Here is a 17,993-nt window from a genome sequence, read left to right as displayed (position 1 = left end):
CCCGTTTTTAAGGTACACGAAACGCTTAAGGCGTCGATCAGGACATTTGCTGACCGTCCATCAAGCCTTCGTTATAGCCGTCCATGTAGTTGCTACCGGAGTGCATATCGCCAGAGCTCGCCGAAACGCCATAACCGCCGTTATCGTAGTCGATATTCGGAGTATCCAGCCCTGGGGAGTTTCTTCCCATATGGCTGATAGTGGCGTTGAGCTGGTTATTCATGAACTGTGCCTGCTGCATTCTCATCAGGTTGAGATAATGCATATTCATCATATCGGCATTGTTCACCTGCGCCGGTTGAGCCATTGGCTGCTGTGGCGCGGGCCGTCCGGCTGGAGCAGGCGGCGGTGTCATACCACCGACGCGGCCATTCGCAGCCAAATCCACCGGCGTATCAGCACGCTGCGTGATCGGATTCATGCGGCGCTGATTCATCAGGTCGCCCGCGGTCATACGGGTTGGCTGAGGAGTCGCTGGCGTCAAATGAGATGCATCACTCTGATAAAGCGCTTCCTCAGATTCATCGAACTCTGAAGACGGCGTGGCTGGACGTTGCATAGCCTGATCGGCTTCTGAGCGGAATTGCTGCAGATGACCAAAGAGCGCGGAAGCCATTTCCGCCGAACCACGACGTGGCTGTGCAGGACGGCCCTCCATTTGCTCAAGAAGCTTGGCGCGCTGCTGCTCAACCACATTCATCGCATTCTGTCGTGCCTGCTGAACAGGGTTATTCGACGTCATGCGCTCGGTTGGCGCTCCCTGCTGCATGGTTGGAGGCGGTGGAACCGGGCGAGAGGTTGCAGCACCACCGGCCTGACCGTTACGAATCTGATCCTGCATCTGCCTGATCTGATTCTGAGCATCCATTTTCGCTTGCTGGTAATCGCTGACAGGTGCCTGAGTCTGCGTCATTCCGGGATGAGGCGTCGCTACTGAGGGCTGAGTCTCAGCATTCATTCCCTGACGCATTTCATTCTGCAGGTTCTGGATATAACTGTTGCCTTCCTGACGCGCCCGCTGAAAATCACTCATGGGGGTCGTTTGAGGCTGATAGGTATTTTCCTGTGGCGCCGCCTGCATACGCTGGCTGGCCTGCTCATTCGCCATGCGCTGCTGGTTCATTAGATCCTGAACCACATTGTTAGCACTGTGCTGTTGAGCCTGAAAACCGGAAGCAAACTGCTGCGGCTGACCGAACTGCTGAGGGGGCGGTGTGGTCGATCCGGAATACTGGGGCTGGCGGACGCCGGCAGCAGCCTGAGAGTAGATCTCATTGAACTGCGCATTGGCCGCTTGTTTGTAGTTGGAACCACCACCGAAAAGATGGGTAGGCGCTTGCGTCGCCGGGAAGCCGGCTTGCTGTTGCAGCTGGTTATAGTCCAGCTTGGGCTTGGCATTACCCAGTAACTTGTCAGGCAACAGCCCTGCGCCGAGGTTCATGACATCACGCGGCAGTAAATGACGACGCGCCATTTTAATACCGGTCTGAACCAGCGGATTTTCAATACCCGAGCCGCCCTGAGTCGTCGCGGCATGAATATTTCGCAGCTCTTTAAAACTGTTCCAGTGACCAAATACCGTATTGCCTGCCAGACGACCTAGCTGACCGAGGGCATCACGTCCGCCCAGGTGCGCTTGTTCCATGGCATTGCCAAGCCCCTGAAGCGGGCTTCCCGAGCGGGCGCCAGGTGTAGCCTCAGGGGTTTGGGGCTTTTTTCCATTACCCTCAACATTTGGCTGAGGCGCAGAGAAAAATTGCGCACCGGATTCATGAGTTGGAGTACGGTCACCAATGTGGTTGCCCATGGAATACTGAGCCTGAGCATGCTGGCTGCCTGAAAAGCGGCCAAACAGCTCGGATTTTATCGCCTTGCCGACATCTTCAAGGGAACTTGTGCGATGAAGTTCCTGTCCACCGATTCTCATCATACGCGACTCCCGTGCTCACGCAGTTTCGCCATAGTCAAAGAAGATGACGAAAGCGGGTTAGTGTTCAGGGGCTTCTGATTTTCAGCAGGTCGGGAGGCCGCAGCGGTGGTTGTACGGGCTTTTTCCTGTGGCTGAGCCAGCAGTGCCTCGCGTACGTCCATCATCACCATCAGGTGACGTTCCAGATTCTCGACACGCATGTTTGCCAGTGAAAGAAGCAGGTTGAGGTTGTAGCGGTTGTTCACCGTGTCCAGCGCAATAACGGCACCACCGGTTAAGTCAAAACGGTGGTTCAGCGCCATCCAGTGACGCATGCGATTGGCATCGTTAAAGTCGCGCTCAATTTCCGAAGAAATCAGCAGCGCTTCGCTGTCTGATGAACATTCAATGTGCCAGACATGCCCCTGCATATCGATAAGCTCGGTCGCCCCTTGATCGAACTTCATTTCGATCCCCAGGCGGTCGCCCAGCTCCGACATTAATTGTTCAGCCTTATGCATCCCCTGTAACTCCTGCAACACTGGCGTGTGTAGCTTTGGTGGCCTCTCGATTGCGAGGGTTCCCTAAAAACTGGAAAACCTGAATTTTCGCACAGGTTTTCTAGTGTGTCCCTAAATGACAACTTATTCCTCGGTTTTTAGTGCATTTGGCGTGATTTTCCCCAAGCTTGGCTTGGTTGGCAGCGGCAGGGTTTGTTGCCTTATCGGGCTATGACTGGCACTCCCCCGTGAAGAGGTCGAATGGCGGGAAGAGATAGAAAGCAGCGAGGCTCTGCGATCTGGAAAGGTTGAGCTGACCGAGCCCTTGCGACCGTCAGCGATGCTGTCCTTCCTATTGGGGCCACGCTGCAGGTCAGTGCCGTCATCCTTTTCGTGATCGACAAAACGGGTGGTACTACCCAGTTTCCAGGTGGCCTTCAGTGTTAACTTGTAGCGTTCATAGAGCTTTTCCAGCTGCTGCACATTCTCGATGCGTTCCCACTTACCTTCCACACAGGCCGCCAGTGGGAAACTGGGATGAGCGGTGCCGGCGTTGAGCATCGCTCCGTGCTCCTCTGCCCCCATATGCGCAGGATAGTTGTACTGCGAGCCGTGCTGAAAGACGTGATGACTGTCTTTTGCGAACGCCCGGTCATCGTCGATCGCCGCTACAGAGACATTCAGCGCATTCACCGAAAAATCCTCATCCGGCGACTCACTGGAAATAATGTGTGGCCGGGGTTTGGTGCCGATCAGGTCATGCAGATCGTAATCCCCCGTGTAAACATAACGCTCCCAGTCATCCCCCAGGGCTTTGAGGGGCGCAAGACTGGACTGCAGATTATCCGGATCGACCCGCAATATGGGATAAGTCGTACCATGGGCGGTCGTATAGTCGTAAGTCTGAGCCCGAAGCTGGTGCAGGGCTTCTGATTCATCCGGCCGCACTTTCGGCAGACAGAGATAAATACCTTCAAGGGAGTCCTGCGACCAGCGCCCGACACAGCCTTCGATATCATGAAAGCGCATGGCGGCCAGGCGCAGTAGCCCGATCTGCTCGCCATAAGTGTCGGTCATCGAGGTGAATTTGATGGTTTTATCATCAATATCATGGCCCTTGGCAGCCGCGCCGCGAGCCAGCTTTGTCAGTGTCGGCTCTCCGGCCTGACGAACGGTGAGGATCATTTTCCCGGACTCACAGGCACTACTTATGGCCCGCAAGTGTGACTCCAGCACAAAGCTTTTAGTCAGATCCTTTTCCAGCGGCGTCAGCTCTCGCACCTTGGCCGAGGCAGAAAGATAGCCAATCAGCATCAGACGGGATTGCTGGTGGCTCGCCACACGATCAAGAATCTGCTCTCCCACGGCATACATTCTCGCCGCCGGGCGTGATGCCACCAGCCGGTTCGCCAGCGAGGATAAACGCTGCCTGGCCGGCGAGGTATCAATCAGCGCCTGACAGGTGTGGGATTTAACGATGCTTACCATTGCGTACTCTTGGATAGCCTTAATAAATTCAAAGCGCAGATAACGTCACCCGATGCCAACCACAACGCTCTGAGACTGCGTTTAGCTTCCATGAAAACAGCGAACTGCTCTCTTTGGGTGAAGAACAGAAAGGGTCAGGTTCCCGCGGGCATTCAGAGTGTTCGTCAAAAGACCCTTGCCTGACACATTCCGCCTGTCTAGCCTTGGCTTTTTGACAAGGAGCACACTATGTCGACGCTTCATTACCGCCCGATGACAATGGCCGATCACAGCCCGTTGATTGCCTTGTTTGAACGTACCCCGGGCATTAGCGTGAAAAATGCAGACTCTTTCGATAGCACTGAGCGCTACCTGCGTCGCAATCCTGGCCTGAGTTTTGTAGTACTGGATAACGACAAGATTATCGGCTGTTGTATGTCCGGCCATGATGGTAAACGCGGCTATTTACAGCACCTGGTGGTGGATACCCACTACCGCGGACAAGGCATTTCCCGCCATCTGGTGGATCTTTGCATTGCAGCGTTGGCTGAGCAGGACATTCTCAAGACGCATCTTTTCGTGCTAAAGAACAACCCGGAAGGTCGGGCCTTTTGGGAGCATCTTGGCTGGCAATGCCGTGCAGAGGAAGTCGCCATGTATTCCTGGATCGAAGGTGATGATCCACTGACCTGAACCCGAGCGCCAGACATACCAGCCGATACGGCTACTACTCATTCCTGAAACACCGGGCATCCCATGATCGAAATGAAGAACGTGACCGCCTTCCAGCGGGACAACAAGGTTTTTGAAGGGTTAAACATCACGATTAAGGCGGGTGAGAAAGTCGCTATTCTGGGCCCTAACGGTGCCGGCAAAAGCACTTTCCTTAAGCTCATCACTCGCGAGATCTATCCGGTAGTCAAGGATGACAGCCATGTCCGCCTGTTCGGCAAGGAGCGCTTTATGCTCACGGACCTTCGCAAGCGGCTGGGGATGGTGTCGCAGGATCTGCAGGAAGATTACACGCCTTACACCACCGCGCTGGAAGTCATCGCCAGTGGTTTTGTCGGCGCCATCGGCCATCATGATCATCTGAGCATCACCCCGGAGCAGATGGCTATTGCGCAGGAGCAGCTGGCCAATGTCGGTATGCAGGATTTTCGCGATACCATGTTTCAACGCCTGTCGACCGGCCAGAAGCGTCGCCTGCTGGTCGGTCGCGCACTGGTTCACGACCCTGAAATGCTGATTTTTGATGAGCCTTCCAACGGCCTGGATATCACCGCTGCCGCCGCGCTCTTGAACCTGATGCGCCGTTATGCGACGCCCACCCACACGCTGTTGCTCACGACCCATCATATTGATGAAGTGATCCCTGAAATTGAGCGCGTCATTCTGATCAAGAAAGGTCAGGTCATTGCGGACGGCCCGAAAGATGAGGTGTTGACCAGCGAGATTCTGAGCGAAATGTATCAGGTGCCGGTCAGCCTGCAGAGTCATAACGGCTGGTATCGCCTGTGGCTGGAAAATTAAACCCGATAAAAACCCGTTACCTGAAAATGCCACTAAGCTTGATGAAGTGATCCCATTAACCCACCGATAGCGTGCAGCGCCAGGCGCATCGGACAGACATCCCGGATGTCGGAGGCGCCATGAAGTTCGCAGTTCTCTCGGATATTCACAGCAACAGCTTTGCTTTGGAAGCGGTTATAGACGATGCCAGAAAGCGAGGCATCAACCGCTTTGTGAACCTTGGTGATACCCTCTATGGCCCGATTGAACCGGCCCGTACCTGGCAATTGCTGGAGGCGCTGGAAGATGTTCAGCACATCCGCGGCAATCAGGATCGGCAAATCTATGAAGCCCGGCCGGAAGAAATCACCGCTAACCCGACACTGGCTTTTATTCTTGATATCCTGCCTCAGGCAGCAATGGACTGGCTGCTTCGCCTGCCTTTTGATCTCAGGCTGGAGCAGGCGCTCTATCTCTGCCACGGCTCACCCAGTGACGATCTGATTTACCTGCTGGAAAATGTCGAGAATGGCAGCCCGCGCGTTCGCGGTGATCGTGAAATTCTGAGCCTACTGGATGGCCGGCAGGAAGCGATGATCCTCTGCGGACATACCCACATTCCAAGGATTGTCTACCTGAGCACCGGTCAGCGCATCATTAACCCGGGAAGTGTTGGCTTACCGGCCTACTCCGACGATGTCCCCCTCCCTCATGTGATGGAAAACTTTGCTCCACTTGCGCGTTATGCCGTGCTGGAAAAACGTCAGGATGCAGCCCCCGCCACCGAGTCATGGCAGGCGGAATTGATATCGGTGTCCTATGATGCCGAAAGCGCCGCTGCACTTGCTGAGCAGAATGGCCGTGAGGACTGGGCCCACGCGCTTCGCACCGGGCGGGTTCGCCAGCGGCGTTAATAAGATTGATAAAGCGGTAACAGTGCAGCGGAATTAACCACTAACGAAGCAGGCTGTCCTTACTGGCACGGCGATTCATGCCTGAGCTGTTTTGTGTCTTGTCCTCTGCGGCCTGACAATTGATGCACAGACGCACCCCCGGCACCGCTTGTCTTCGACCTTCCGGGATGGGTGCCTCGCACTCTTCACAGTGAGTCAGACTCTCGCCCTGAGGCAGACGACTGCGTGCCTTGCGCACGGCATCATCCACCGTGGATTCAATCTGCTCCTGAACCGCACCATCACTCGCCCAGCCACCTGCCATATCCCATTCCCCGCACAAAAGACGCTGTGTATAAACTCTGTGGCGGTGACGACCGGTAGTCTCAAGACTCAGCACGCGGCATGGTCAGAGGCACTATTCCACAGAAACGAAAAAGGCGAGCCAGATGCTCGCCTTTTCAACCTTAGCGCCAGTGAATTAGCCGCTGCAAGTGTGTTTGTCTGCCGGGACTATCCACAGGAACCTATCAGCTCACAGGAACATATCAGCCAACATCGCGGGATGCGGCTTACTCTTTCACATCCATGTAGTCCGCTGCCCACTGACGATACTCATCAGGCTGGGTGTACTTGCGGGAAAGCTCAGAAGCTGAAAGTTCACTGGCGGCAACGCCACGCTCTTCACGCAGGCAGTCATAGGTCGCCTTGATCGCCGCGAAGTACGCTGCATGGCCATTCACCACGATGCGAACACCCAGTGATGCCAGACGGGCTTTATCGTTCAGCGCCGGATTGCCGTAAGTGACCAACATCATCGGGATGCTGACGTTTTCAGCAATGGCTTCCAGATGTTCAAAATCCTTCACGCCGACCATGCAAATGCCATCGACACCGGCTTTTTGATAAGCCTTCGCGCGCGAGATCACTTCCTTGGTCGTCAGCACGCCAGCATTGGTACGAGCGATGATGGACATGTCGGAATCGGCGCGTGCTTCCAGGGCGCCGCGCAGTTTGCCCACGGCTTCATCCTGAGTGATGAGGTCAGTGGACTTATGGCCGTATTTAGCAGGCAGCAGAGTATCTTCAAGGGTCAGTGCTGCCAGGCCCGCACGCTCGATTTCAACCACAGTACGCATGGCATTGAGAGCGTTGCCGTAGCCATGATCAGCGTCTGCAAGTACAGGCAGGGTTGCGACACGACCGATGCGGGTTGCCTGTTCGGCAAACTCACTTAGGGTGATCAGGGCAAAGTCCGGCGCCGCCAGCACCTGTAAGGAAGCCACTGAGCCGCCAAGAATACCAACCTCAAAGTTGAGATCAGCGGCAATGCGGGCAGACATAGGATCAAAAACAGAAGCGGTGTAATAGCATTGATCGCTTGCCAGTAACTCACGAAATGTCTGGCGAAGCTGGTGATGAGTGGCGCGTTGCATAGAGGGTTCCAGTAGGTTCTCCGCCACCACAGCACACATTCAGGCTCGTGATGCGGGCAATTTTTAAGACTTAAGTAGCAGCATAGTAACAAAATTTCCTCGCTGCCCTAATCTTTTCCTGATTTTCCCTATAACAACAGAGTCTTGATAAAAAAAGCCCCGCCGAAGCGGGGCTCAAAGGTCTGCGCCAATTACGCAGACTGTGGCATTTCCCTGACGATGAGATTCGCCGTCAGACGCTCAAGCTTGCCGGCCATTTCCGCCAGCAGCTGACTCAGCGACAGCGAGGTTCCCGCGCGCGAGGCCGACTGCTGGGTCTGCGCTTCAATGAGGGCAACACTCTGCGCGACTTGCGTCATCGACTCGCTCTGCGTCTGAGTCGACTGGCTCACATCCTGAGACAGGTCATGAATCTGCTCGACAACATCCCGGATAGCCTGCAAGTGCTCATCAGTTTCCCGCGAGACATCCACACACTGACGAGCTGCCGCCACACTTCCCTGCATCACGCGCTTGGCATTGGCGGAGCGGTCACGCAGGTTGGTGACCACCTGCTCAATGCGCGTGGTCGCCGACTGAGTTTTGGTGGAAAGATTGCGCACCTCATCCGCTACAACCGCAAAGCCACGTCCACTTTCACCGGCACGGGCCGCTTCAATCGCCGCATTCAGCGCCAGCAGATTGGTCTGCTCAGCAATGGTCTGAATGGTATCGAGAATCTCGCTGATAGAGTTGGTGTCCTCAACCAGCGCATCAATCACATCACCGGCATGGTGAACATCTTCCGCCAGCTTATGGATTGACTGGGTCGACTGATTAGCCAGCTGACTGCCCGCTTCGGCTTTCTCCACCGCTTCTTCCGTATGCTGAACAGCCAGCAGCGCACTGCCGCTGATAGCCTCAACCGCCCCGGCAATCCGCTGCATGGCTTCAGAAATACTTTGGACGTTTTGGTATTGGTGCGCGGCATCGGAATTGAGCGCACTGGAGGAGCTGTCCAGCTCAGACGCGGCGTTGCTGATAGAGTTCACGCTGCCTTTGATTTCCTTCACCGTGTCATGGAAGGTGTCCATCAGCAGGTTAAAGAGATGAGCAATATCACCAGCCTCGGTACCAATCTCCACTTCAATACGGCGGGTCAGGTCGCCCTCACCCTTACCACTACGATGCGCCTCAATAATGTTGCGCATCGCTTCCATGGTTTCCAGCAAGCCCGACGTGGCGCCGTGCTCATGGATATTCAGGCCCATGTGCTCGGCATCGGCATCCACACGCAGGCGCTTGGTAAAGCGCATTACGCCGAACAAAAGCAAGCCGGTGAGGAAGCTCCAGAAGAAGACCGATATTACTCCAATCGCCTGCACACCCAGCTGATCCAGATTGTCTTTTAAAGGCAGGTTTTCTGCAGGCGCAACCACCGCCAGCATCAGGGTTCCCCAGGCACCGCCCACACCATGCACGGCGATAGCGGAGACAGGGTCATCAATGCGCAGCACTTTCAGAATGAAGTCTTCAGCGAAGTAAACAATCAGGCCGGAGGTCAGGCCGATAATAATGGCACCGCCAGTGTTCACCACCGCACAACCTGCGGTGATACCGACAAGGCCCGCCAGCGTGCCGTTCAGCACTTTCTCGATGGGGATATGACCACTGCGGCCGGTACTTGCCAGCAGCAGGCTGATCACACCGCCGGCCGCCGCGGCCAGCATGGTATTGGCGATAATTTTCGCCACTTCCATATCGGCTTTCAGCAGACTACCGCCATTAAAGCCAAACCAGCCGAACCATAGAATCATGACGCCAATTACCGCCAGTACCAGACTGTGGCCACTCATACGCGTCGGTTTGCCTTCGGGACAGAAACGGCCGATACGTGGCCCAAGCAGAATCGCGCCGGCAAGACCGACCCAGGCTCCAACGGAGTGAACAACGGTGGAACCGGCGAAATCGACCATACCCATGTCGGAAAGCCAGCCACCACTGCCCCATATCCAATGGCCGGAAATGGGATAGATCAGAGCAGACAGCACGATACTGATCACCGCATAGGAAAGAAAACGCATGCGCTCGGCTACCGCACCGGAAACGATAGTCGCCGCGGTACCGGCGAAGGTGGCCTGAAAGACGAAGGAAGCGTAATCCATGGGTTGATCCGCACCTTCAAGGCCAAACATGGAGTCGCCCCACAGGCCCATCACATCACTGCCGAACATCAACCCGTAACCCACCGCCCAGAACAGCAAAATCGCGAGCACAAAGTCGGTGATGTTTTTCATGGCGACGTTGATGGTGTTTTTAGCGCGGGTCAGGCCCGACTCCAGCGCGGTAAAACCGGCCTGCATAAACATGACCATCGCAGCGGCCACCATAATCCAGATAAGATCCAGATGGCTCTGAACCACTTCAGACGTCATTTTCTTTCTCCTGTCGGTCTAAAGCTGAGACGCGTTCACAACGCATGGAATGCACAATTTGCAATAACTCGTTATGTCACAAGTTGATTACAAATGTTCCCTGCCGCGAAGCACGTATGACGACACAAGAAAGAGTTTTATTTCCAACCTAGACTAATTTGATTCAGATCAAATTCCTGAAAGGCTTTTACGGGATTTCCTTAGAGCGGAAGTAAAACAAATCATTGAAATATCGGTAAAAATATTAATAAAACAAAGTCATTTTAGTCACAAGGAAGTTAATGCGTATTCATTGGCCGAAGGCGAATACTAAAACCGCTTTAACCTGAACGCGGCTGTTGGCAGAGTCGTTTGATCATCACAGGCCAGCTCACTGATCAGTTTTCCGGTAATGCCCGCCAGCGTCAGGCCAAGATGCTGATGCCCAACAGCTACAAGCACCCGGCCCTGCGGCCCAACACGGTCAATGATGGGCAGGGAGTCTGACAAGGTTGGCCGATGCCCCATCCAGAGCTGTCCTGAGCGGCCGGGCCGGGATGCCATCAACGGCGTAATCAGACTTTTGAGCATCGTCGCCCGCGCCATATCCGGCAACCGTTGCAAGCCGGCGAACTCCACCGTCCCTGCCAATCGCAGACCGTCTTGCATCGGTGTCAGTACAAAGCGTTTTTCGGCAAAGGTAACGGGGCGATGGAAGACATGGCCTTCGTCCGGCAGCATCAGGTGATAGCCCCGCTCGCTTTCCAGCGGAATACTCACGCCCGTCAGCTGTTTGATCCAGGGTTTGCTGTGCGCCCCGAGCGCAATAACCAGCTGATCCGCCTGAATTACACCGTTGATCATGACGCCAGCCTCTTCCACCGTGGCGGACTGTACTTCCTGCTGAATAAAGCGGCCACCCTCACGTGTGAAATGGCTAAATAGTGTCTGGCTTAAACGCAGAGGGTCGAGCGTAAAATGAGTTTCCGGATAATAAATCGCGTGTCGAATAGAAGCAGCCAGCCCAGGCTCACGCTCTTCAATCTCATTACGGCTCCAGCGTTGATAGGGAACATCATAGGTCGTGGCCTGCCAGGCGTGAAAAGCATCAGCCTGTTGATAGGCTTTGGCCGTCTCAAAAGCGAGCAGCGCCCCTTCGTGGCGAATAAGATGTTTGGCGTTTGTCCTTTCAAAGAGAGGTTGCCACGCCGCCATTGCCGCTTTGTTTAACAAATTTAACTGCCCGGCAATATGCCGCTGTGATGATGGCCGAACGTGACTCATAAAGCGGCATAGCCAGGGCAATGCTTTGGGGAAATATCCCGGCCGAATCGCAAGCGGCCCTTTGGGGTCAAGCAGCATCCGGGGAATTTCCGGGATCATGCTCAGGCTGGACAAAGGCATGACCAGCTGAGTCGCGAAGTGCCCTGCGTTACCCGATGAACAGCCTTGTCCGGGTTGCGCTTTGTCTATCAGCGTTACCTGCCGACCTTTGGCCTGCAGATATAAAGCCGAGGTCAGGCCAATCACACCCGCCCCAATAATGACCACGTGCTCGCCCATGTTTAGCTCCCTGACGCGAGTGAAGTACACCGAAAACCCGGAATAAAAGACCCTGACCCTCCCCATCAGTGACAAGATGAAGCGTTCAGTCTTTAGCCTTGCTTTTTTGCATACAATATACAAACATGCAAAGCAATGTACTCCTCTCTTCCACTGAGGTTCAACATGCGCGAAGGCACATTTTTCTGCATTGATGCTCACACCTGTGGTAATCCGGTGCGGCTGGTTGCGGGCGGCTACCCCGCTTTAAAAGGTAGTAGCATGAGCGAGAAACGTCAGGATTTTCTTGCCAACCATGACTGGATCAGAAAGGCCTTGATGTTTGAACCCCGTGGCCACGCGATGATGTCCGGCTCTATTGTTTACCCGCCCTGCTCCACCGACACTGATGCCTCCATTCTCTTTATCGAAACCAGCGGCTGTCTGCCTATGTGCGGCCACGGCACGATCGGCACCGTCACTTCTGCACTGGAGCATGGCCTGATCACACCTCGCACGCCGGGACAGCTTTTACTGGATGTTCCCGCCGGCAAGATTCGTATCGAGTATCAGCAGGAAGGCAGCAAGGTCACCCAGGTGCGCATCTTCAACGTACCCGCCTATCTTGCGCATACCGATGTGCAGATTGATTGTCCGGGGCTGGGCGAACTGGTGGTCGATGTCGCTTACGGGGGCAATTACTACGCGATTGTCGATCCGCAGAAGAATTTTAACGGGCTTGAAAACTTCAGCGCAGGTGAAGTACTTCGCTACAGTCCGGTGGTCCGCCGTCTGGTTCATGAAGCAGTAAGCTGCATTCATCCGGATGATCCGACGGTCTGTGGGGTCAGCCATGTTCTCTGGACAGGCAAACCCACTCAGCCCGGCGCCCATGCCCGCAATGCCGTGTTCTATGGCGAAGGAGCCATCGACCGCTCTCCCTGCGGCACGGGAACCAGCGCCCGTATGGCGCAATGGGTCGCACGTGGCAAGCTAAATGCAGGCGACAGCTTTGTACACGAAAGTATTATCGGCAGTCTTTTTGAAGGTCGCGTCGAAAGCCTGACTCAGGTCGGCGACTATGCCGCGATCAATCCCAGCATCGCCGGTTGGGCACGGGTGATCGGCCACAATACTCTGTGGGTCGACAGTGAAGATCCCTACGCTTACGGCTTTGAGGTGAAATAACATTCATGACAGCGATTACCATGAGCTTCTCAACAGGCCACCTGATTGCCGGACAATGGCAAACGGCAGAAGGCCTGACCTTTCAGGCGATGAACCCGAGTAATCAGACACCGCTGGCCGGTGAATTTTTGAATGCTGATACACCGCAGGTCAGTAGTGCGCTTTCCGCCGCCAACGAAGCCTTCCAGCACTATCGCCAGTGTTCTCGTCAAAAGCGTGCGCAGTTACTGGAAACCATTGCCGCCGGACTGGAAGCACACAAAGGCGCCATCATTGCCCGGGCGCATCTGGAAACAGCGCTGCCGATTCCTCGCCTCGAAGGAGAGTTAAGCCGTACCAGCAATCAGTTTCGGCTGTTTGCCGACTTGCTGAAAAGTGGTGAATGGCCAGCTTCAGTGCAGGATGACGCCGATGCTGATCGCAAACCGCCGCGTCCCTCACTGATGCGCGTGATGATTCCTCTTGGTCCGGTTGTTGTCTTCGGCGCCTCTAACTTCCCGCTGGCATTCTCGACACCGGGTGGCGATACCGCTTCAGCGCTGGCGGCTGGCTGCCCTGTCATTGTTAAAGGCCATCCTGCTCACCCTGGAACCTCTGCGCTTTGTGCGGAAGTGATCCGCCAGGCACTGGCTGACAATCAGTTGCCGGGGGCTTGTTTTAGCCTGCTGCAAGGGCAAAATCCGGGCCTTTCGGCGCTGCTGGTCGAACATCCGCTGACACGCGCTGTTGGCTTTACCGGGTCACAAAAAGTCGGACGTTTACTGTTTGATCTGGCGGTAAAACGCCGTGATCCGATTCCCTTTTATGGCGAGCTTGGTAGCAGCAACCCAGTGGTTCTTTTACCGGGAGCGATCAACAATCGCGGTGAACACATTGCCACGGAACTTTGTGCCTCTATTGGCCTGGGCGCCGGGCAGTTTTGCACCAACCCCGGTCTGGTGCTCGGTATTGACTCGCCTCAGTGGCAGGCTTTTTTATTGCAGGTGGGCAAAGCGGCCAAGGAGCAAAAGGCTCAGACGATGCTGACCGCAGCCATGGCGGAGCACTATACCGAGGCGCTTAAGGATCGACAGTCTCTAAATAACGTCAAGTTGCTGGCCAAGGGACTGTATCCATCTGCAGGTCAGGCCCAGATGCAGTTACTGCACACCAGCGCCTCGGAGTTACTGGATGAGCCAGCACTGGAAGAAGAGATTTTTGGCCCGACCTCCCTGTTCGTCAGTTGTGAGGATGAAGATGAATTACTGCAGGTCATTCAGCAACTCGATGGCCATCTGACTGCGACTATTCACATGGAAGACAGTGATGCACCGCTCGCATCACACCTGCTGCCAACACTGGCACATCAGGTGGGCCGACTGCTATTCAATGGTTATCCAACAGGCGTGGAAGTCTGTCAGAGCATGCAGCATGGCGGGCCATATCCCGCGTCAACGGATGTTCGTTCAACATCGGTAGGCAGTGCAGCCATCGAGCGCTTTGTCCGCCCGCTTTGCCTGCAGAATTATCCCTCGTCACTGGAACCTGAACTCATCACGGCCTAGCACAACAGCCCATGGCAAACGTCTGTGACAGGCGGTTTGCCATGCCCGACAAAATGGGTAAAACTTGCGCAATTTTTCTGCGCCAGTTCCGGCCCGTCGACAGCAGAAGTGAACAAGGACTCATGAGCAAAAGCATTCCCGTCCACAAAACCCGCACGCAGCTGGTAGCCGAAGTCATTCGTGACCGAATTCTGAGCGGCGAGATTCCTGCGGGCACGCCTCTTCGGCAGGATGCGCTGGCCAAAGAGCTGAATGTCTCCCGCATTCCGGTCCGGGAAGCATTACTGCTGCTGGAAGCCCAGGGGCTGGTCGAGTTTGAGCCCCATAAAGGCGCCACCGCCTCAGAAACCTCAGCTGATATGATTGCCGAGCTTTTCGGCCTGCGCGCGCTGGTTGAAAGCGACATTCTGGCCAAAGCCATTCCGCTAATGACTGAGGAGACCTTCAGTCAGGCAGAAAAAATTCTGGCTGAGTTCGACAATGCCTTGGATACCGGTACCCAAATTGAGAACTGGAGCTCACTCAATCAGGCGTTTCACGCTAAGCTTTACCAGTGCGCCAATCAACCGCTGACCATGGAAGTCATTGCCAGCCTGAACATGCGAAGCGATCGCTATATCCGTATGCAGCTAGTGCTAACCGAAGGCATCAAAAAAGCGGAGAAAGAACACCGTGAACTCTTAAGCCTCTGTCAGGCAGGCAAGGTGGAAGACGCTGTATCTCTGCTGCGTAACCACATCATTGAAGCGGGTGTCGCTATTGAGCAGTGGCTGAAGAAATAAGCGTCTTGATGGTTTCGCCAATAAAAAACGCAGGCTGCTACCTGCGTTTTTTATAGCCGTTCGGAATCTATCCGGCATCAGAAACCGGGCAGCTGCGGACGAGTCGCCAATGCCGTTTCAACCAGCGCTGTTACTCGTGCACGCTCTGCCCCCTGAAGCGGTAATCGTGGCGCACGCACCCACTCCGTTCCACGGCCGCACACCTGCTCCGCCAGCTTGATACACTGAACCAGCGTTGGAATAGTATCCAGACGAAGCAAAGGCAGGAACCAGCGATAAAGCGCCTTGGCTTCCTCATAGCGCCCGGCTTTGGCCAGTTTAAAGAGTGCAACCGACTCTGTCGGGAATGCATTCGTCAGGCCTGAAATCCAGCCGGTAGCTCCCAGCATAATGGACTCCAGGGCAATATCATCCACACCACAGTACACAATAAAGCGCTCATCAAAGCGGCTATACAGCTCCGTGATTCGGCGTGTATCTGTCGTGGACTCCTTGATCGCCACGATATTCTCAAATGTCGCCAGCTGCTCCATCATCTCTAGCTTCACATCGACGCCGTAAGAAACGGGATTGTTATAAATCATGAGCGGTACGTCCGGGTTGGCACTGGCCACCTGGCTGAAGTGATACACCGCCTCCTCATCCGTTGAACGGTACACCATGCCAGGCAGCACCATACAACCGGAGACTCCCAGCTCACTGACATCCCCTACATAACGGCAAGCCTCAGCAGTCGTCGCCTCTGCAGTTCCTGCAATGACCGGAACACGGCCATCCACGGCCTCAACCACCGCGCTGACCACCTGGCGCTTTTCCGCTGGGCTTAACGAGCAGTTTTCCCCCACAGTTCCCAGAGTGATGATGCCATCGACACCATCACGAATGAGACCATCAACAACCTGCTGAGTTCGTGCCAGGTTCAGGGATTCATCCTGTTCAAACTGTGTCGTTGCTGCGGGATAGACTCCCTGCCAGTTCACTTTCATCACCCTTTCCTCATGCTTGCCGTTAAGAGCCAAAGCGCTCTTTGGAATATTTTATTTTGTATATTGCATGCAATCTGTCAAGCCAGAATAACACCTTTGCCGGGTTTAAATTTTCTGAAAGCATTTGCAGGAATTAGCTAGAGGTTAAGTAGCAGATTGAGTTATCTTATCTGCCCCAACTTAAGGCATATTCACGAGAATGTGCTACTGCTTCACTCTGCATAGCAGAACCAACTTGCCGTTACTGAGGACGTTCATTATGGCGTGGCGAGCCGCCATCGGTCTTGCATTGTTATTAGCGTCACCGCTCTCTCTGGCAGAGGAAACCCTGTTTCAGCCAGATGACGGATTTGCGCGCTTTTATCGAGACTTGAGCCAGGCAATCGAAAAGCAGGATCGTAGTGCTGTCATGAAACTGGTAGCCGATGACTTTGCCTATGAGCGCGACCCCGACGGCATTTTCAATCGTAAGCAAAGCGGTAAGGACAACTTCTCCAGGGTCTTTTTACCTGCAGAAATTCCTGAAGAATTCAAAAAAAGCATCTGGGCGAATCTGCAAAAGACAGTCGACCCTCATTTGCTGTTTAAAACCTCATGGGGAGTTTGCCCGGCACCACTCCCCTCCCTTGAGGACATCAGCAAAAATACCAGCATGCACTACCTTGCCAGTATTCGGGATGAAAAAGTTCGCCTGCGCTCAGCGCCCAGCCTGAACTCCTCCATTCTGCATGAAGTCAGCAACGGTGATGTGATGGTGATTGGCAGCACTCGAGGCAGCAAAATAAAGATGTCTCCCAGAGCCAATATCCTCACCTCTGCACCGGATCTGTGGCTGAAGGTGGTCTACAAGGACTTCCCCGAAGCTTATGTGCACTCATCCTTAGTGACCTTCTGGGAGATTCCCCGCTTCTGCTTTGCCAAAGAAGGTGGTGAGTGGCGTTTAGCCAGTTTTGTGAACGGCGCCAAGCCTAAAGACAAGTAAAGCACCGAACCAGCGGCGTCTTATCCAGTACGACCAAATGAAACTCAGCAATAAAAAACGCCCCGAAGGGCGTTTTTTATTGCTCTGGTTCAGCGCAGCAATCAGGCGTTGAAATCAATGCCCAAGCGCTGACCAACAGCTTCGTAGGACTCAATCACGCTACCCAGCCCCTGACGAAAACGGTCTTTATCCAGCTTCTCGCGAGTCTCGGCATCCCACAGACGGCAGCCATCCGGGCTGAACTCATCACCCAGCACCACTTCGCCTTTGAATACACCAAACTCAAGCTTGTAATCGACCAGCAAAATACCTGCGTCCAAGAACAGCTTTTTCAGCACTTCGTTAACCTTGAAGGTCAGCTCTTTGGCTCGCGCCAGCTGCTCAGGGTCTGCCCATCCAAAAGTCGCGACGTACGACTCATTGATCATGGGGTCACCCATGGCATCATTCTTCAGGAAAAGTTCAAAGGTAGGAGGGTTCAGTTCCAGACCTTCTTCGATACCCAGACGACGTACCAGTGAGCCAGAAGAGAGATTGCGAACAACACACTCAACCGGGATCATGTCCAGGCGCTTAACCAAGCTGTCGGTATCGTTCAGGCGCTTAACGAAGTGACAGGGAATACCCGCAGCAACCAGTTTCTCCATGATGAAGGCGTTGAACTTGTTGTTCACCATGCCTTTACGATCCAGCTTCTCTACCTTTTTACCGTCAAAGGCAGATGTGTCATCACGAAAGTGCATGACCAGCAGGTCGTGGTCATCGGTTTCATACACGGACTTGGCTTTGCCGGCATAGAGCTGAGCACGCTTTTCCATGAGAGTCTCCAGGCAGTTATCCAGAATAGGAAAGCCGCTTG

16 protein-coding genes are annotated in these 17,993 nt (G+C 54.5%); 7 read left to right on the top strand and 9 right to left on the bottom strand.

From position 1 onward, the window contains the following. Positions 1-37: 37 nt before the first annotated feature. The 3 genes from ACKC9G_RS11565 to ACKC9G_RS11555 all read right to left on the bottom strand — a co-directional run bounded on the left by ACKC9G_RS11565 (position 38) and on the right by ACKC9G_RS11555 (position 3,897). Positions 38-1,930 carry a hypothetical protein gene (locus ACKC9G_RS11565; RefSeq protein ID WP_411405463.1) on the bottom strand — a complete coding sequence of 631 codons (1,893 nt, stop codon included), beginning with the start codon at positions 1,928-1,930 and terminating at the stop codon, positions 38-40. Then, positions 1,927-2,430: a CesT family type III secretion system chaperone gene (locus ACKC9G_RS11560; protein ID WP_411405461.1), complete on the bottom strand. Its 504-nt coding sequence runs from the start codon at positions 2,428-2,430 to the stop codon at positions 1,927-1,929. Before ACKC9G_RS11560 ends, ACKC9G_RS11565 begins: the two co-directional genes overlap by 4 nt. A 123-nt stretch (positions 2,431-2,553) precedes the next feature. Further along, positions 2,554-3,897, bottom strand: coding sequence for a hypothetical protein (locus ACKC9G_RS11555; protein WP_411405459.1), 1,344 nt, complete (start codon positions 3,895-3,897; stop codon positions 2,554-2,556). A 228-nt stretch (positions 3,898-4,125) separates the two neighbouring features. Between ACKC9G_RS11555 and ACKC9G_RS11550 the strand changes: the two genes are divergently transcribed. The 3 genes from ACKC9G_RS11550 (at position 4,126) to ACKC9G_RS11540 (ending at position 6,302) form a co-directional block, all read left to right on the top strand. Continuing rightward, positions 4,126-4,569 (top strand): GNAT family N-acetyltransferase, encoded by a 444-nt coding sequence (locus ACKC9G_RS11550; protein ID WP_411405457.1) that lies wholly within the window; start codon positions 4,126-4,128, stop codon positions 4,567-4,569. A gap of 72 nt (positions 4,570-4,641) precedes the next feature. Next, the gene (locus ACKC9G_RS11545; RefSeq protein WP_411405455.1) at positions 4,642-5,409 is read left to right on the top strand and encodes an ABC transporter ATP-binding protein; all 768 of its coding nucleotides are present in this window, start codon (positions 4,642-4,644) and stop codon (positions 5,407-5,409) included. Positions 5,410-5,528: 119 nt separating this feature from the next. Continuing rightward, positions 5,529-6,302 (top strand): metallophosphoesterase family protein, encoded by a 774-nt coding sequence (locus ACKC9G_RS11540; RefSeq protein ID WP_411405453.1) that lies wholly within the window; start codon positions 5,529-5,531, stop codon positions 6,300-6,302. A 40-nt stretch (positions 6,303-6,342) separates the two neighbouring features. Here the strand turns inward: ACKC9G_RS11540 and ACKC9G_RS11535 are convergent, their stop codons facing one another. The 4 genes from ACKC9G_RS11535 to ACKC9G_RS11520 form a co-directional block, all read right to left on the bottom strand. Then, positions 6,343-6,606, bottom strand: coding sequence for a DksA/TraR family C4-type zinc finger protein (locus tag ACKC9G_RS11535; RefSeq protein WP_411405451.1), 264 nt, complete (start codon positions 6,604-6,606; stop codon positions 6,343-6,345). Positions 6,607-6,853: 247 nt separating this feature from the next. Beyond that, complete coding sequence (locus tag ACKC9G_RS11530) at positions 6,854-7,717, bottom strand: oxaloacetate decarboxylase (RefSeq protein ID WP_411405449.1); 864 nt, start codon at positions 7,715-7,717, stop codon at positions 6,854-6,856. 191 nt (positions 7,718-7,908) lie between these two features. Continuing rightward, positions 7,909-10,131: an ammonium transporter gene (amt, locus tag ACKC9G_RS11525; RefSeq protein WP_411405447.1), complete on the bottom strand. Its 2,223-nt coding sequence runs from the start codon at positions 10,129-10,131 to the stop codon at positions 7,909-7,911. 309 nt (positions 10,132-10,440) lie between these two features. Continuing rightward, positions 10,441-11,673, bottom strand: coding sequence for an NAD(P)/FAD-dependent oxidoreductase (locus ACKC9G_RS11520; RefSeq protein WP_411405445.1), 1,233 nt, complete (start codon positions 11,671-11,673; stop codon positions 10,441-10,443). Positions 11,674-11,808: 135 nt separating this feature from the next. Between ACKC9G_RS11520 and ACKC9G_RS11515 the strand changes: the two genes are divergently transcribed. From ACKC9G_RS11515 to ACKC9G_RS11505, 3 genes are all read left to right on the top strand, one after another. After that, a complete protein-coding gene (locus ACKC9G_RS11515) occupies positions 11,809-12,840 on the top strand; it encodes a 4-hydroxyproline epimerase (RefSeq protein ID WP_411405443.1) in 1,032 nt (343 codons plus the stop codon). 5 nt (positions 12,841-12,845) lie between these two features. After that, on the top strand, positions 12,846-14,384 hold the full coding sequence (locus ACKC9G_RS11510; protein ID WP_411405441.1) for an aldehyde dehydrogenase (NADP(+)): 1,539 nt from the start codon (positions 12,846-12,848) through the stop codon (positions 14,382-14,384). A gap of 122 nt (positions 14,385-14,506) precedes the next feature. Then, the gene (locus tag ACKC9G_RS11505; protein WP_411405439.1) at positions 14,507-15,166 is read left to right on the top strand and encodes a GntR family transcriptional regulator; all 660 of its coding nucleotides are present in this window, start codon (positions 14,507-14,509) and stop codon (positions 15,164-15,166) included. A 77-nt stretch (positions 15,167-15,243) separates the two neighbouring features. Here the strand turns inward: ACKC9G_RS11505 and ACKC9G_RS11500 are convergent, their stop codons facing one another. Continuing rightward, entirely contained in the window at positions 15,244-16,152 is a 909-nt protein-coding gene (locus ACKC9G_RS11500; protein WP_411405437.1) for a dihydrodipicolinate synthase family protein, read from the bottom strand. A 259-nt stretch (positions 16,153-16,411) separates the two neighbouring features. Here ACKC9G_RS11500 and ACKC9G_RS11495 point away from each other — a divergent pair, with 259 nt between their 5' ends. Next, complete coding sequence (locus ACKC9G_RS11495; RefSeq protein ID WP_411405435.1) at positions 16,412-17,134, top strand: SH3 domain-containing protein; 723 nt, start codon at positions 16,412-16,414, stop codon at positions 17,132-17,134. A 101-nt stretch (positions 17,135-17,235) separates the two neighbouring features. On the opposite strand, the gene purC is transcribed toward ACKC9G_RS11495, so the two are convergent. Then, positions 17,236-17,952, bottom strand: coding sequence for a phosphoribosylaminoimidazolesuccinocarboxamide synthase (gene purC / locus ACKC9G_RS11490; protein ID WP_411405433.1), 717 nt, complete (start codon positions 17,950-17,952; stop codon positions 17,236-17,238). Positions 17,953-17,993 lie beyond the last annotated feature (41 nt).

The sequence above is a fragment of the Pokkaliibacter sp. CJK22405 genome, from assembly GCF_046614695.1.
Taxonomy (GTDB): Bacteria; Pseudomonadota; Gammaproteobacteria; order Pseudomonadales; family Balneatricaceae; genus Pokkaliibacter.
The sequence above is the reverse complement of the archived record's forward strand: the minus strand, read 5'-3'. Positions and strand labels throughout refer to the sequence as shown.

What these genes read in the sequence shown, in the direction of transcription:
- ACKC9G_RS11560 (WP_411405461.1), bottom strand. Translation starts at nt 2,430, where the DNA reads ATGCATAAGGCTGAACAATTAATGTCGGAGCTGGGCGACCGCCTGGGG.
- ACKC9G_RS11545 (WP_411405455.1), top strand. Translation starts at nt 4,642, where the DNA reads ATGAAGAACGTGACCGCCTTCCAGCGGGACAACAAGGTTTTTGAAGGG.
- ACKC9G_RS11550 (WP_411405457.1), top strand. Translation starts at nt 4,126, where the DNA reads ATGTCGACGCTTCATTACCGCCCGATGACAATGGCCGATCACAGCCCG.
- ACKC9G_RS11555 (WP_411405459.1), bottom strand. Translation starts at nt 3,897, where the DNA reads ATGGTAAGCATCGTTAAATCCCACACCTGTCAGGCGCTGATTGATACC.
- ACKC9G_RS11495 (WP_411405435.1), top strand. Translation starts at nt 16,412, where the DNA reads ATGGCGTGGCGAGCCGCCATCGGTCTTGCATTGTTATTAGCGTCACCG.
- ACKC9G_RS11515 (WP_411405443.1), top strand. Translation starts at nt 11,809, where the DNA reads ATGTACTCCTCTCTTCCACTGAGGTTCAACATGCGCGAAGGCACATTT.
- ACKC9G_RS11505 (WP_411405439.1), top strand. Translation starts at nt 14,507, where the DNA reads ATGAGCAAAAGCATTCCCGTCCACAAAACCCGCACGCAGCTGGTAGCC.
- ACKC9G_RS11540 (WP_411405453.1), top strand. Translation starts at nt 5,529, where the DNA reads ATGAAGTTCGCAGTTCTCTCGGATATTCACAGCAACAGCTTTGCTTTG.
- ACKC9G_RS11520 (WP_411405445.1), bottom strand. Translation starts at nt 11,673, where the DNA reads ATGGGCGAGCACGTGGTCATTATTGGGGCGGGTGTGATTGGCCTGACC.
- amt (WP_411405447.1), bottom strand. Translation starts at nt 10,131, where the DNA reads ATGACGTCTGAAGTGGTTCAGAGCCATCTGGATCTTATCTGGATTATG.
- ACKC9G_RS11510 (WP_411405441.1), top strand. Translation starts at nt 12,846, where the DNA reads ATGACAGCGATTACCATGAGCTTCTCAACAGGCCACCTGATTGCCGGA.
- ACKC9G_RS11530 (WP_411405449.1), bottom strand. Translation starts at nt 7,717, where the DNA reads ATGCAACGCGCCACTCATCACCAGCTTCGCCAGACATTTCGTGAGTTA.
- purC (WP_411405433.1), bottom strand. Translation starts at nt 17,952, where the DNA reads ATGGAAAAGCGTGCTCAGCTCTATGCCGGCAAAGCCAAGTCCGTGTAT.
- ACKC9G_RS11535 (WP_411405451.1), bottom strand. Translation starts at nt 6,606, where the DNA reads ATGGCAGGTGGCTGGGCGAGTGATGGTGCGGTTCAGGAGCAGATTGAA.
- ACKC9G_RS11565 (WP_411405463.1), bottom strand. Translation starts at nt 1,930, where the DNA reads ATGATGAGAATCGGTGGACAGGAACTTCATCGCACAAGTTCCCTTGAA.
- ACKC9G_RS11500 (WP_411405437.1), bottom strand. Translation starts at nt 16,152, where the DNA reads ATGAAAGTGAACTGGCAGGGAGTCTATCCCGCAGCAACGACACAGTTT.